This window comes from Burkholderia sp. S-53 (assembly GCF_025560745.1).
Lineage (GTDB): Bacteria > Pseudomonadota > Gammaproteobacteria > Burkholderiales > Burkholderiaceae > Burkholderia > Burkholderia pyrrocinia.
On sequence record NZ_CP090483.1, the window covers coordinates 3,595,816 to 3,609,712 of the forward strand.

General features: G+C 67.2%; 15 protein-coding genes. 10 read left to right on the plus strand and 5 right to left on the minus strand.

Annotation, left to right across the window (positions count from 1 at the left end; genetic code table 11):
* Nucleotides 1-21 precede the first annotated feature (21 nt).
* Nucleotides 22-234 carry a hypothetical protein gene (locus tag LXM88_RS21715; RefSeq protein WP_011353523.1) on the minus strand — a complete coding sequence of 71 codons (213 nt, stop codon included), beginning with the start codon at nt 232-234 and terminating at the stop codon, nt 22-24.
* 815 nt (nt 235-1,049) lie between these two features.
* On the opposite strand from LXM88_RS21715, the gene LXM88_RS21720 reads away from it, so the two are divergent.
* Entirely contained in the window at nt 1,050-1,931 is an 882-nt protein-coding gene (locus tag LXM88_RS21720; protein WP_262537738.1) for a DMT family transporter, read from the plus strand.
* Between the two features lie 302 nt (nt 1,932-2,233).
* Nucleotides 2,234-2,419 carry a hypothetical protein gene (locus LXM88_RS21725; protein ID WP_014895742.1) on the plus strand — a complete coding sequence of 62 codons (186 nt, stop codon included), beginning with the start codon at nt 2,234-2,236 and terminating at the stop codon, nt 2,417-2,419.
* 109 nt (nt 2,420-2,528) lie between these two features.
* Here the strand turns inward: LXM88_RS21725 and mgrA are convergent, their stop codons facing one another.
* Nucleotides 2,529-3,572 (minus strand): L-glyceraldehyde 3-phosphate reductase, encoded by a 1,044-nt coding sequence (gene mgrA / locus LXM88_RS21730; protein WP_262537758.1) that lies wholly within the window; start codon nt 3,570-3,572, stop codon nt 2,529-2,531.
* A 185-nt stretch (nt 3,573-3,757) separates the two neighbouring features.
* On the opposite strand from mgrA, the gene LXM88_RS21735 reads away from it, so the two are divergent.
* Complete coding sequence (locus LXM88_RS21735) at nt 3,758-3,964, plus strand: DUF3185 family protein (RefSeq protein ID WP_011353528.1); 207 nt, start codon at nt 3,758-3,760, stop codon at nt 3,962-3,964.
* Nucleotides 3,965-4,114: 150 nt separating this feature from the next.
* On the opposite strand, the gene LXM88_RS21740 is transcribed toward LXM88_RS21735, so the two are convergent.
* On the minus strand, nt 4,115-4,888 hold the full coding sequence (locus LXM88_RS21740) for a phytanoyl-CoA dioxygenase family protein (protein WP_262537778.1): 774 nt from the start codon (nt 4,886-4,888) through the stop codon (nt 4,115-4,117).
* 353 nt (nt 4,889-5,241) lie between these two features.
* Here LXM88_RS21740 and LXM88_RS21745 point away from each other — a divergent pair, with 353 nt between their 5' ends.
* A complete protein-coding gene (locus LXM88_RS21745) occupies nt 5,242-5,583 on the plus strand; it encodes a hypothetical protein (RefSeq protein ID WP_262537780.1) in 342 nt (113 codons plus the stop codon).
* Between the two features lie 110 nt (nt 5,584-5,693).
* On the opposite strand, the gene metK is transcribed toward LXM88_RS21745, so the two are convergent.
* Entirely contained in the window at nt 5,694-6,881 is a 1,188-nt protein-coding gene (gene metK / locus LXM88_RS21750; RefSeq protein ID WP_006482984.1) for a methionine adenosyltransferase, read from the minus strand.
* Between the two features lie 265 nt (nt 6,882-7,146).
* On the opposite strand from metK, the gene LXM88_RS21755 reads away from it, so the two are divergent.
* Nucleotides 7,147-8,031 (plus strand): lipid A biosynthesis lauroyl acyltransferase, encoded by an 885-nt coding sequence (locus tag LXM88_RS21755; protein ID WP_262537830.1) that lies wholly within the window; start codon nt 7,147-7,149, stop codon nt 8,029-8,031.
* 30 nt (nt 8,032-8,061) lie between these two features.
* Here the strand turns inward: LXM88_RS21755 and LXM88_RS21760 are convergent, their stop codons facing one another.
* Nucleotides 8,062-8,355 carry a HigA family addiction module antitoxin gene (locus tag LXM88_RS21760; protein WP_262542891.1) on the minus strand — a complete coding sequence of 98 codons (294 nt, stop codon included), beginning with the start codon at nt 8,353-8,355 and terminating at the stop codon, nt 8,062-8,064.
* A 196-nt stretch (nt 8,356-8,551) separates the two neighbouring features.
* Between LXM88_RS21760 and dapF the strand changes: the two genes are divergently transcribed.
* The 5 genes from dapF (at nt 8,552) to LXM88_RS21785 (ending at nt 13,680) form a co-directional block, all read left to right on the plus strand.
* On the plus strand, nt 8,552-9,421 hold the full coding sequence (dapF, locus tag LXM88_RS21765) for a diaminopimelate epimerase (RefSeq protein WP_262537833.1): 870 nt from the start codon (nt 8,552-8,554) through the stop codon (nt 9,419-9,421).
* A gap of 37 nt (nt 9,422-9,458) precedes the next feature.
* Nucleotides 9,459-10,184 (plus strand): DUF484 family protein, encoded by a 726-nt coding sequence (locus tag LXM88_RS21770; RefSeq protein ID WP_262537835.1) that lies wholly within the window; start codon nt 9,459-9,461, stop codon nt 10,182-10,184.
* Nucleotides 10,185-10,195: 11 nt separating this feature from the next.
* Entirely contained in the window at nt 10,196-11,116 is a 921-nt protein-coding gene (gene xerC, locus LXM88_RS21775; protein WP_262537838.1) for a tyrosine recombinase XerC, read from the plus strand.
* A gap of 76 nt (nt 11,117-11,192) precedes the next feature.
* Nucleotides 11,193-12,407: a class I SAM-dependent rRNA methyltransferase gene (locus LXM88_RS21780; RefSeq protein WP_174421409.1), complete on the plus strand. Its 1,215-nt coding sequence runs from the start codon at nt 11,193-11,195 to the stop codon at nt 12,405-12,407.
* A gap of 97 nt (nt 12,408-12,504) precedes the next feature.
* The gene (locus tag LXM88_RS21785) at nt 12,505-13,680 is read left to right on the plus strand and encodes a CobW family GTP-binding protein (protein WP_262537844.1); all 1,176 of its coding nucleotides are present in this window, start codon (nt 12,505-12,507) and stop codon (nt 13,678-13,680) included.
* Nucleotides 13,681-13,897: the final 217 nt, after the last annotated feature.

The window sequence follows — 13,897 nt, forward strand, 5'->3', positions numbered from 1 at the left end:
CGCCCGGTGCGGCTTGCACGCTCAGTGAAGCGCCGCGCCGGCCGGCAGCACGGATTCGCCGGTGTCGATCAGGTCCTCGAGAAAGAACGGCTCGGTGTTGAGTTCTTTCGACTCGCCCGGCACGCCCGCGTACCAGGTCACCATGGCCATGTCGCCCAGGACGCGCTGGACGATGCCGCGCGCGCCCTTCGGCACCGCGATATGGGTAGTGCAGACAATCGACCCGACATGCATGATGGTTCCCCACTCTTGAATCTTGAAACCCGGCCCGCTGGCGAGCCGGCAAATGCGCGATCCGCGCCGCTCTCGACGGAGCGTTGCGCGCAATCCCATTGTTCACGGTTTATCGAAGCGCGAAAAGAAGAAGCAGCAGGCGAAGTGCCGCGAATTCGTCGAGTGTCTCCAATCAACCACTGCGCCGCGCGTGCGCTTGCACGGGCGGATACCCCCATCATACCCTGTCGAATGTGACTGCCCGCCGAAACCGCCCGGCGCCGCGGCGCGCACGCGATCGACGCAACGCGCGCATCGTTTGTCCGGTGCCAGGTCGCCAGCAGATTTCGCGTGACCGAGCGTGCCGGCACCACGCCGCCTGCCTCGTGCGATGTCGGCTTCTCCGCCTGCCCGGAACGCGTCTCGCGCAGCCGCCGACGCGCACGCGTCGCCCGGCATCACCGCAACACGTCCTTCGTCATGCGGAGCCGCCGACAGTTGTTGCGCTGGATGCCGGCCTTGCAGTACCTTTGACGTTCATTCGCGTTCAACCGCATTCCGACACGATGCATCCGCTCACCTCCGCCCTCGCAAAATCCCGGCCGCAGTTCGATTCGCGGCCGCAGGCGTGCGCGCATCCGTCGGTCCTCCCGCCTCCTGTCGCACCGCCGCTCGTCGGCGCCGCGCCGCCCCCTCCGGCGGCACGCGCCGGCTGACCAGCCGGCTTCCGTTTCGTCTTCCATTCGCCCGTCGGCTTCCGCTCGTGCGTCGTGACGCACGGCGCTTCGCTGCGCGCGCGGATGGAACGTTCCGATCCGTTCGACAGGTGGATTCACATGGTTTCGTTCAAACGCGCGCTTGCCGCGCATGGAGCGACGTCGCTCTTCGTGCTGCTGTGGAGCAGCGGCGCGATCTTTGCTGAACTCGGTCTGCGTCACGCATCCGCGTTCGTCTTTCTCACCGCGCGTTTCGCGCTCGCGTCGCTCGTGCTGCTTGCGCTGGCCTTCGTGCGCAAACGCTGGCTGCCGCCGCGCGGCGAGCGGCGCATGGCCGCGCTGACCGGCCTGCTGATGATGGGTGGCTATTCGATCTTCTACCTGCTCGCGCTCGAGCGCGGGATCGCACCGGGCGTGCTCGCGACGATCCTCGGCGTGCAGCCGATCCTCACGCTCGCGATCGTCGAGCGGCGCTGGCAGCCGGTGCGCATCGCGGGGCTCGCGCTGTCGCTGGCCGGCCTCGCGCTCGTCGTATGCCGCGGCGTGGGCGATGCCGGCCTGCCGGTCGCGGGCGTCGCGTGCGCACTCACGGCACTCGTCGCGCTGACCGTCGGCTCGCTGCTGCAAAAGCGCGTACGCGCGGCGCCCGCCGACGTGCTGCCGCTGCAGAATGCGATCGGCCTCGCACTGTGCGTGGCGATCGTGCCGTTCCGGCCGGTGTCGCTCGATATGAGCTGGGCGTTCGTCGTGCCGCTCCTGTGGCTCGGCATCGTGATCTCGGTGATCGCGCAATTGCTGTTCTACCGGTTGATGCAGCGCGGCGATCTCGTCAACGTGACGAGCCTGTTCTATCTCGTGCCCGTCGTCACCACGCTGATGGATGCCGTGTGGCTCGGCAACCGGCCCGAGCCGCTCGCGCTCGCCGGCATGGGCGCGATCGTCGCGGGGCTGGCGCTCGTGTTCCGCGCACCGGCCGCCCGTACACGACCCGACCGCGCGTAAGCGGACAGGCCGCCGCGCCCACGGGGGCGGCGGCCTGCATCGGACACGTACGGCAATGCCGCGAAAAACGAAAGGCACGGGAAAGATGCGTGCAAGGCGTTCGTCGAACTTGCAGGAAAAATGCGCGATTCGCGAGGCTTTCCGCTGATTTTTAATGGTTCGGATAGCGAAAAGCGCTGCCGGTTACCTATACTCGAACTGACGGCCCCGCTCGCAATCGGGTCGGACCAAGACTAGAAACACCCGGCATGGGACTGGAGTCAGCACTGATACGCCAACTCCGGCCGACACTGGAGACACGCATGACGACCTATTTCACGATCGGCGACTTCATCCTGTTGATTCCGATGGCGCTGGCCGGAGCGCTATTTCTCGGCGCGGTGCCATGCGCAACCGAATTCCGCCACAACCTGCTGCGCGTGCTGGGCGTCATCCTCGGCGTCGGCGTCGCAGTATTGCTGGTCGAAGGTCTGCCCGCGCTGCTCTAGCCGCGCACCTCGTGCCTGACGCGCATCGCTGCACCGCAGCGATGCGATGTGTTGCCTGCAAGCCGGTGATACCGGCACGCGATGTTTCGCATGCCGTATCGACTGCCGGTCAGATGGCCTGATCGGTGGACGGCTTTTCCCACAGATTGATGCCGCCTTCCGTCGCGTAACGATCGATCTCCGCGAGTTCTTCCGCCGAGAATTCGAGGTTCTTCAGCGCGCCGACGTTCTCACGCACCTGCTCCGCACGGCTCGCGCCGATCAGCGCGGACGTCACGCGGCCATTGCGCAGCACCCACGCAAGCGCCATCTGCGCGAGGCTCTGCCCGCGCCGTTCGGCGATCGCGTTGAGCTTGCGCACATGCTCGAGGTTGTCCGCGCTCAGGTGATCCTGCTTCAGCGAGCCGCCGCCCGGCTTGTTCACGCGCGCGTCGGCCGGCACGCCGTTCAGGTACTTCGACGTGAGCAGCCCCTGCGCGAGCGGCGTGAACGCGATGCTGCCCGCGCCGACGTCGTCGAGCGTGCCGAGCAGGTCGCTCTCGATCCAGCGGTTCAGCAGGTTGTACGAAGGCTGGTGGATCAGCAGCGGCACCTTGTACTGCGCGAGCAGCTCGGCCATCTCGCGCGTCTTCGCCGCCGAATACGACGAGATGCCGATGTAGAGCGCCTTGCCCTGCTGCACGGCCGACGCGAGCGCGCCCGCCGTTTCCTCGAGCGGCGTGTGCGCGTCGAATCGGTGCGAATAGAAGATGTCGACGTAGTCGAGCCCCATCCGCTGCAGGCTCTGGTCGAGGCTCGCGAGCACGTACTTGCGCGATCCGCCGCCGCTGCCGTACGGCCCCGGCCACATGTCCCAGCCGGCCTTCGTCGAGATCAGCAGCTCGTCGCGATACGGCCGGAAATCTTCCTTCAGCAGCCGGCCGAAGTTGGTTTCCGCGCTGCCGTACGGCGGCCCGTAGTTGTTCGCGAGATCGAAGTGGTTGATGCCGAGGTCGAACGCGGTGCGCAGGATCTCGCGCTGCGTCGAGATCGGCGTCGAGTCGCCGAAGTTGTGCCACAGGCCGAGCGACAGCGCGGGCAGTTTGAGCCCGGATTTGCCGCAGGTGCGGTATTGCATGTCCGCATAACGTTCGGAAGCTGCTTCGTAGGCCATGAGTATTTCCCGTCAGGACGTCGGAGGGAGGGGCGCGCACCGGCCGCGCCCAAGGCACGACGGCGGCGAAGAAAACGCACGACGGCTATGGTAACGAAGGCTGCCGATGCACGCACGGCGATGGACGCGACCGCGGCCGTCGCCTACACTGCGGCGTCTCGAATCACCGTTTCAGCGAGGTTGGTATGTCCCGGGTCATCTCGGTTGCGCTGCTCGTCGGCGGCGTCGTGCTGCTGTATTTCGGCGGCCAGTCGTTCCATTCGATCAACGACAACGTGTCGCGCTTCTTCACCGGCTCGCCGGCCACGAAGACGATCCTGCTGATCGTGGGCGGCGCCGTCGCGTCGTTCATCGGCCTGATCGGCCTCGCGATGCCGGGCGGCAAGCGCTGATCGCGCAACCGCGCGACGCGCAAACGGCCCGCGTCACACGTTCGGGCCGCGCAAAACGAAACGGGCGGCCAGGCCGCCCGTTGCTTCATTCGCCCGCGATGCGCCGCATCGCGTGATCGTCGCGGCCTCGCCGCGCCGTCCGATCCGCGCCTAGAACTGCACTTCCGGCTTCGCCGCCGAGCGCGTGCCGGGCACCGGCCGGTTGCTCGCGCCGTGGTAGGTGTACACGAGCGAGAACTTCACCTGGTCGGAACGGTTCTGCCCGGCCGAATGCAGCGTGTTGCTGTGGAAGAACACGACGTCGCCCGCCTGCAGCGACGGGCACGTGGCCGCGTCGATCATCTTCCGGTTCTCCGGCAGGTCGCCGCGGAAAAACTTCGAATCGTCGAACGCTTCAGGCCCGAACTCGGCCGTATGCGAACCCGGCACGAGCCACAGCGCGCCGTTCTCGTTCGTTTCGGGCCCCAGCGCGAGCCATACCGACACCATGTCCGAGCGCTCGAACGCCCAGTAACGGAAGTCGCGATGCCAGCCGGTCAGGCTGCCGTACGCGGGATGCTTCGTCATCATGCAGTTGTGATGCGCGCGCGACAGCACGGGTTCCTCACCGAAATACTCGCGCATCCACGCGCCGATTTCGGGCGCGATCGCGCGCTCGGCGAATGCCGGATCGCGCGAGTACGCATCGAGCAGCCGCCGCACCGTGTGTCCGCCCGGCGCATGCTTCGACTCGGGCGCGCCCGGGTAGCGCAGGTCCGCCTCGAACTCGATCGGCTCGGCGGCCTCCTGCAACTGGCGCTCCGCAATCCGTTTGAGCACCGCGCACTGTTGCTCGCCGACGAGGCCACGCGCGACGACGAAACCGCGTTCGCGCAATTCCGCGACTTGCGCGCGGATCGATTCCGACTGCAATGGAGACGACATGGGTTGCCAGACGTTTATTGTGTGAATGTGACGATTGTAAATCGGCGCCGGATGCCGCGAACAGCGCCATTATCGTGCGCAGGGGCATGCCAATCGCAGATTTGATCTGGCGCAAGGGAACTGTGCGGCGCGGCGCTGGCCTCACCGACAGGCGGTATGCGGCACACGCCTTGCGGCACAAGGGTTTATCGCGACTTTTGCCGGTCATGAATCCCCTGTAGCCTGACGCGGCCTGTCAATTCTGGCGGGCGCGGCGCGCAGCGACATTCGGTAAGATCCGTTGCGCCATCCGAGGCCGTTCATACCAGTGCGCTCTTCAAGGGCGCCATCCATACAAGCGAAGCATCGTTCACATGCCATTCCGTCTGACTTCCCGTCTCAGCCGCACCGCGAAGCGCGTCGTGCCGCCCGCTCCTGCCCGTCCGCTGCGCCATCACCGCGCACGCACGCAGGCGCTGGCCGAGCGCGTGCCCGCGCATGGCCGGCTCGACGGCATCCGCGCGTGGTTCCACGCGTTTTTCTCGATGATGAGCACGCAGGCGTTCGCACGCCGCGCCGGCCTGCGCTCGCTGCTGCAGAAGCCGTCGTCGCTGCGCGCGCTCGCGCTGCGCCGGGCGCTCGGCCCGCAACGCCGCGTCAACCGGCCACGCCGCCTCGCAGCCAGCGACGGCTGGTTCGGGTTCGGCGCACGCTGAAGCAGCGCCGGCGGGCACTGCCCGCCATGGTCGCCGCCGTTGCGCCGGCGATCGGAATCCATAAAAAAACCCCGGCTTGGCCGGGGTTTTTCGTTTCGGGCGAACGACGCTTACGCGACGCGAGCCGTCGGCTCCACGCCGGCCGCTTCGGCCAGTGCGAGCGCCTTGTCGGTCGCTTCCCACGAGAATTCCGGCTCTTCGCGGCCGAAGTGGCCGTACGCAGCGGTCTTCTCGTAGATCGGGCGCAGCAGGTCGAGCATCTTGATGATGCCCTTCGGACGCAGGTCGAAATGCTCGCGCACGAGCTTCGTGATCACTGCATCCGACACGCGGCCCGTGCCGAACGTGTTGACCATCACCGAGGTCGGCTCCGCAACGCCGATCGCGTACGACACCTGGATCAGCGCGCGCGACGCGAGGCCCGCGGCGACGATGTTCTTCGCGACGTAGCGGCCTGCATACGCAGCCGAACGGTCGACCTTCGACGGATCCTTGCCCGAGAACGCGCCGCCGCCGTGCGGTGCGGCACCGCCGTACGTGTCGACGATGATCTTGCGGCCCGTCAGGCCGCAGTCGCCCTGCGGGCCGCCGATCACGAACCGGCCGGTCGGGTTCACGAGGAACTTGATGTCGCCCTTGATCAGGTCGGCCGGCAGCGTCGGCTTGATGATTTCCTCGATCACGGCTTCGCGCAGTGCGGGCAGCTCGATGTCCGGTGCGTGCTGCGTCGACAGCACGACAGTGTCGATCGAATCGGGCTTGCCGTCGACGTAGCGAACCGTCACCTGCGACTTCGCGTCCGGGCGCAGCCATTGCAGGCGGCCGTCGCGGCGCAGGCTGGCCTGGCGCTCGACGAGACGGTGCGACAGGTAGATCGGCAGCGGCATCAGTTCCGGCGTTTCGTCGCAAGCGTAACCGAACATCAGACCCTGGTCGCCCGCGCCCTGGTCGAGGTTGTCGTCGTGTGCACGATCGACGCCCTGGGCGATGTCCGGCGACTGCTTGTCGTACGCGACGAGCACCGCGCAACCCTTGTAGTCGATGCCGTAGTCGGTGTTGTCGTAGCCGATGCGCTTGATCGTGTCGCGCGCGATCTGGATGTAGTCGATGTTGGCCGTCGTGGTGATTTCACCGGCCAGAACGACGAGACCCGTGTTGCACAGCGTTTCCGCCGCGACGCGGGAATATTTGTCCTGCTCGAGGATGGCGTCGAGAATCGCGTCCGAGATTTGGTCCGCGACTTTGTCCGGATGGCCTTCGGAGACGGATTCGGACGTGAAGAGATAATCGTTTGCCACTTTTTCAGGCTCCTGTGTGGTTACGGTCGGTTTCACGTAGCCAGCTTCGTTGGGCCTGAAGCGGCGACGCTTTAGCGGATTACCAGGACCGGGCAGCGCGCTTCGCGCCAGCCGGCTTCGCCCCGCAAGTTGTCAGTTAACTCGGCGAAGCCCGTATTATAGCGGCTTTCCTGAATTGTCACAGAGCGCCGCCCGTGCTGTTTCTTCCGCTGTCTTACCACCCTGTTCGCAACGCGCCAGCCATCCGGCCCCAAGGAGGTTCCGCATGCTAGGCCGCCTCGGCACACATCTCGCCATCGGCTTCCTGAAGCTGCTCGCCCTGTTGCCGTACGGCCTGACCGCGCGGCTCGGCGACGGTCTCGGCTGGCTGCTGTACCAGATCCCCAGCGGGCGAAAGCGCATCGTACACACCAACCTGAAACTCTGCTTCCCGGACTGGAGCGACGAACGGCGCGAGGAAGTGGCCGGCCAGCATTTCCGCCATGCGATCCGCAGCTACGTCGAGCGCAGCTACCAGTGGTTCGCGTCGGAGCAGGCCTACCGCAAGCTGTTTACGGTCGAGAGCGAAGTCGACCTCAGCGATCCGGACATGCCGCCGACCCTCTTGCTCGGCTTCCATTTCGTCGGTATCGAGGCCGGCTCGATGGCGATCAATCTCGCGCTCGACCGCACGTGCGGCTCGCTCTACACGCCGATGAAGAACCCGGAAATCGACGCCGCGGCCAAGGCCGGCCGCGGCCGCTTCGGTGCGGAGCTGGCGAGCCGGGCAGACAGCGCGCGTACCGTGCTGCGCTGGCTGCGCGACCGCAAGCCGGTGATGCTGGGCGCCGACATGGACTACGGGCTGCGCAACTCGACGTTCGTGCCCTTCTTCGGCATACCCGCCTGCACGCTGACGGCAGTCGGCCGGTTCGCAAAGACCGGCCACGCGCAGGTTCTGCCCTTTATCGGCGAGGTGCTGCCGAACTACAAGGGCTACCGGCTGAAGGTCTTCAAGCCGTGGGCCAACTATCCGACCGGCGACGACGATCTCGACGCGCGGCGGATGAACGAGTTCCTCGAGGAACAGATCCCGCTGATGCCCGAGCAGTACTACTGGGTCCACAAGCGCTTCAAGACGCGCCCGCCCGGCGAACCGAGCCTGTACTGACCCTGCCGAGCGAAACCCGCGGGCGCGCCGTCATGCGCGCGCCTGCGCCCTCGCCACCTTCGGCATGCCTTTCGCGCGCGCCCGCCACAGATCGAAGGCGACCTGCTGCGCGAGCCACCGATCGGCGCGCCCGCCATTGTCCTCGCCCAGCCACGCTTCGAGACGCAGCGCCATTTCCGGCGAGATGCCCGCATGGCCGTGCAGGATCCGCGACAGCGCCGCGCGCGTCACGCCGAGCTGCGCGGCGGCCTCCGTCACGGTGAGGCCGAGCGCAGGCAGCACGTCGTCGCGCAGCGCTTCACCCGGATGGGGCGGATTGAAAATACCAGTCGACCGATCGGCCGATGCCGCCCATTCCGCGTCGGCCGACGACGCGAAACGCCCGCCCGCGCAGGACGCCCCTGTCGGCTGCATGTATCATTTGCGGTTGAGATCAGCACGACGAACGACACCGCCCGGCATGGCCGCGAGCCGTTCGCGTCGTGCTGGCCGCCTTGTTCGCCATGGAATCCCGGACCCAGTGAAACTCTCGTTCACCAAGATGCACGGCGCGGGCAACGACTTCGTCGTGCTCGACGGCTATTCGCGCGCGTTGCCGCCGCTCACCGAAGCGCAGGTGCGCGCGCTCGCCAACCGGCACTTCGGCATTGGTGCCGACCAGTTGCTGCTCGTCGAAAAACCGACCGTCGACGGCGCGGATTTCAAGTACCGGATCTTCAATTGCGACGGCGGCGAGGTCGAACACTGCGGCAACGGCGCGCGCTGCTTCGTGAAATTCGTCAGCGACCGCGGCCTGACCGACCAGCGCAGCGTGCGCGTGCAAGTCATGAAGGGCCTGATCACGCTGACGCTGCAGGACAACGGCGAAGTCGTCGTCGACATGGGTGCGCCCGTGTTCGCGCCCGCGCAGGTGCCGTTCGTTGCGTCGGGCCTCGACGGCCGCACCGAAGGCCGCGACACGCTGTGGCCGCTCGACGTCGGCGGCGCGACGCGCTGGATCTCGACCGTGTCGATGGGCAATCCGCACGCGGTGCAGGTCGTCGACGATGCCGAAGCGTATCCGGTGCTGGAAGAGGGCCCGCTGATCGAGCGCCACGCGCGCTTCCCCGAGCGCGTGAACGCCGGCTTCATGCAGATCGTGTCGCGCCACGAAGTGAAGCTGCGCGTGTACGAGCGCGGCGCGGGCGAGACGCTCGCGTGCGGCACCGGCGCGTGCGCGGCGGTCGCGGCCGGCATCCGGCGCGGCCTGCTCGATTCGCCCGTGACCGTGCACACGCACGGCGGCACGCTGACGATCGGCTGGGACGGCGCGCGCGACGAAGCCGCCGCGCTGACGATGGCCGGCCCCGCCGCGACCGTGTTCGAAGGCGAGATCGACCTGAACGCCTGACCCTGCAACGTCCTTGATAACTGAACGCGCCAGCCACATGAACGATCGCGAAGTCGCCGACTACCTGCTCGCCAATCCCGAATTCTTCGCGCAGCACGCCGAACTGCTCGCGACGATCCGTCTCGCGAACCCGCACGGCAAGGCCGCGATCTCGCTGCAGGAACGGCAGATGGAGATGCTGCGCGACAAGAACAAGCATCTCGAGCGCCGCCTCGCCGAACTCGTGCGCTACGGCCACGAGAACGACAGCCTGTCCGCGAAGTTCAGCCGCTGGACCGCGCGCGTGATCGCGGAACGCGATCCGTACGCGCTGCCGCGCACGATCGCCGACGGCATCGCCGACGTGTTCGACGTGCCGCAAACCGCACTGCGCGTGTGGGACGTCGCCGACACCTACGCGCAGGCCGACTTCGCGCGCCAGGTCGGCGAGGAAGTGCGCCTGTTCACGAACGGCCTGTCGACGCCGTACTGCGGCGCGAACACGGGCTTCGAGGCCGCGCAGTGGCTCGCGCCCGCGGTAGCCGCGTCGGCCGCGAGTACGGCGGAAGGCGCCGAAGCCGCGCCGGCCGGCGACGGCTCGGCCGCATCGGTCGCGCTGCTCGCGCTGCGCGCGCCGCTCGCCGGCACCGATGCACCCGCGTTTGGCCTGCTCGTGCTCGGCTCGCCCGATCCGCGCCGTTTCCACGACGGGATGGCCACCGACTTCCTCGCGCAGATCGCCACGCTCGCGAGCGCGGCGCTCACGCGCCTGCTGCCGCACTGACCGCGCACGCGATGACAGACGATCCGGTCGCCGCCTACCTGTCGAACCTGAAGCACGTCAGGCAGCTGTCGGAACATACGCTGCGCGCGTACACGCACGAACTCGACGAACTGAAGAAGCTCGCGGCCGGCCGCCCGCTCGAAGCGCTGACGGCCGCCGACATGCGCGGCGCGGTCGCGCGCGCACATTCGGGCGGGCTGTCCGCGCGGTCGATCTCGCATCGGCTGTCCGCATGGCGCGCGTTCTACCGCTGGCTCGCGCAGCGCATCGAGATGCCCGCGAACCCGGTTGCCGCGGTGCGCGCGCCGAAGCGCCCGAAAACGCTGCCGAAGGCGCTGTCGGTCGACGACGCGTCGGCGCTGATGGACGCGCCGGTCGCCGGCACGACCGAGAGCATCCGCGATCACGCGATCCTCGAACTGTTCTATTCGTCGGGGCTGCGCCTGGCCGAGCTGATCGGGCTCGACGTCATGTACACGCAGGCCGACGGCTACCGTTCGGCCGGCTGGCTCGATCTCGCCGAAGCCGAAGTCACCGTGCGCGGCAAGGGCAACAAGGAGCGCAAGGTGCCGGTCGGCCGCAAGGCGATCGATGCGCTGAATGCGTGGCTCGCGGTGCGCGGCGAGTTCGTGAAGCACGACCCGCATCCGCTGTTCGTGTCCGTGCGCGGCAACCGGATGTCGCCCGGCGTCGTGCGCGAGCGCGTGAAGCGCGCGGCGCTCGCCGCCGGCATTCCCGCCAACGTCCACCCGCACGTGCTGCGCCACTCGTTCGCGACGCACGTGCTGCAATCGAGCGGCGACCTGCGCGCGGTGCAGGAACTGCTCGGCCACGCGAGCGTCTCCGCGACGCAGGTCTATACGTCGCTCGACTTCCAGCATCTCGCGAAGATTTACGACAGCGCGCATCCGCGCGCGAAGAAGCGCGACTGACGCGCGTCCCGTGTTACCCGCCGCGCGCGGCGACCGGCAACGGTCGGCGTCGCGCGCGGCCCATTTCGATCCCATCATGCAAACCGTCACACTCAAGCCGTCCAAGGAAAAATCGCTGCTGCGTCGCCATCCGTGGATCTACGCCAATGCGATCGACCGTGTCGACGGCAAGCCCGCGCCCGGCGCCACCGTGATCGTGCGCACGCACGACGGCCGCTTTCTCGCGCGCGGCGCGTACAGCCCGCAGTCGCAGATCCGCGTGCGCGTGTGGAGCTTCGACGAGAACGAGCCGATCGACCATGCGTTCTTCAAGCGCCGCGTGCAGCGCGCGGTCGCGCATCGCACGACGATGGTGTCCGGCACGGGCGCGGTACGGCTCGTGTTCGGCGAGGCCGACGGGCTGCCGGGGCTGATCGTCGATTACTACGTCGCGGACACCGCGGAAGCCGGCGCGGCGCCGCGCGGCCAGCTCGTCTGCCAGTTCATGGCCGCGGGCGTCGAAGCGTGGAAGGACGCGATCGTCGCGGCGCTCACCGGCGCGACGGGCTGCCCGAACGTGTACGAGCGCTCGGACGTGTCGATCCGCGACAAGGAAGGGCTCGAACAGACGACCGGCGTGCTGGCAGGAGACGCGCCGCCCGCGACGCTGATCGCGAACGAAAACGGCGTGCGCTATCACGTCGACGTGCCGAACGGCCACAAGACGGGCTTCTACGTCGACCAGCGCGACAACCGCGCGCTCGTCGCGCAGTACGCGGCCGACCGCGACGTGCTGAACTGCTTCTGCTACACGGGCGGCTTCTCGCTCGCGGCGCTCAAGGGCGGCGCGAAACGCGTCGTGTCGATCGACTCGTCGGGCGATGCGCTCGCGCTCGCGCAGCAGAACGTCGTCGCCAACGGCTTCGACGCCGAACGCGCGACCTGGCTGGACGCCGACGCGTTCAAGACGCTGCGCCGTCTCGTCGACGAAGGCGAGCGTTTCGACCTGATCGTGCTCGATCCGCCGAAGTTCGCGCCGACCCGCGACAGCGTCGATCGCGCGGCGCGCGCGTACAAGGACATCAACCTGAGCGGCTTCAAGCTGCTGCGTCCGGGCGGCCTGCTGTTCACGTACTCGTGCTCGGGCGCGATCGACATGGACCTGTTCCAGAAGATCGTCGCCGGCGCGGCAGCCGACGCGAAGGTCGACGCGCGCATCCTGAAGCGGCTCGGCGCCGGGGTCGATCACCCGCTGCTCGCCGCGTTCCCGGAAGGCGAATATCTGAAGGGCCTGCTGTTGCAAATCGTCTGATCGCCCCGATCTTGGCGGACACCCCGATCCGCCGGCCTCGCCTGGCGGGCCAGCGCTTTCGCCTGTCGTCCGGACGACGGGCGGGGGCTTGACAGGTATGTTTCAATGGATGGTTGTGCGCCCCGGCTCGTCACGCGAGGGCGCGACGCACATCCTGGTTTTGACCCCGATTCACGAACCACAGGCGACCGACATGGCCACTCCCGTCACCATCCTTACCGGCTTTCTCGGCAGCGGCAAGACGACGCTGCTCAAGCGCATCCTGAACGAACAGCACGGCATGAAGATCGCCGTGATCGAGAACGAGTTCGGCGAAGAGAACATCGACAACGAAATCCTCGTGCAGGATTCGAACGAGCAGATCATCCAGATGAGCAACGGCTGCATCTGCTGCACGATCCGCGGCGACCTCGCACGCGCGCTCGGCGATCTGGCCGCGAAGAAGCGCGAAGGCAAGCTCGACTTCGACCGCATCGTGATCGAGACGACCGGCCTCGCGAACCCGGGCCCCGTCGCGCAAACCTTCTTCATCGACAGCGAAATCGCCGACGACTTCCTGCTCGACGCGGTCATCACGCTCGTCGACGCGAAGCACGCGGACGCGCAGCTCGACGAACACGAAGTCGTGCAGCGCCAGGTCGGTTTCGCCGACCGCCTGTTCATCACGAAGTCGGATCTCGTCGACGACCAGACCGTCGCCGGCCTCAAGCACCGCCTGATGCACATGAACCCGAAGGCGGCGATCAAGGTCGTGAACTTCGGTGAAGCCGACATCAAGGAAATCTTCGACCTGCGCGGCTTCAACCTGAACGCGAAGCTCGAGATCGACCCCGACTTCCTCGCCGAGGACGATCACGCGCACCATCACCACGAGCACGCCCATGATCACGATCACGCCGATTGCGACCACGATCACGGTCAATGCGCGCACGATCACGACCACGGCCACCACCATCACCACCATGCGCACCACGACGACAAGATCAAGTCGTTCGTGTACCGCAACGACCGCCCGTTCGATCCGAACAAGCTGGAAGACTTCCTCGGCGGCATCCTGCAGATCTACGGCGAGCGGATGCTGCGCTACAAGGGCGTGCTGTTCATGAAGGGCGTCGACCGCAAGGTGGTATTCCAGGGCGTGCACCAGATGATGGGCAGCGATCTCGCCGCCAAGTGGCTGCCGGCCGAGAAGAAGACCAACAAGATGGTGTTCATCGGCGTCGACCTGCCGCAGGACCTGATCACCGACGGCCTCGACGCCTGCCTCGCCTGACGCGCGCGGGCGCCGTTTTCGCCCCTTTTCGCCCCGCCCGCGCGGCCGCTTTCGCGGCGGCCCCGGCGGCGGCGTGCGGGCAGGGTTTCGCCGTCATCGCTTTTTCCCAATTTGCGCGTTATATTTTCTAGATATTGGCGCAGCCGACGGGGATCGACCCGATACGGCGCCCGCTTGCGATTCAGTTACAATACGTGCCCGCTGGAGTACGGCAACA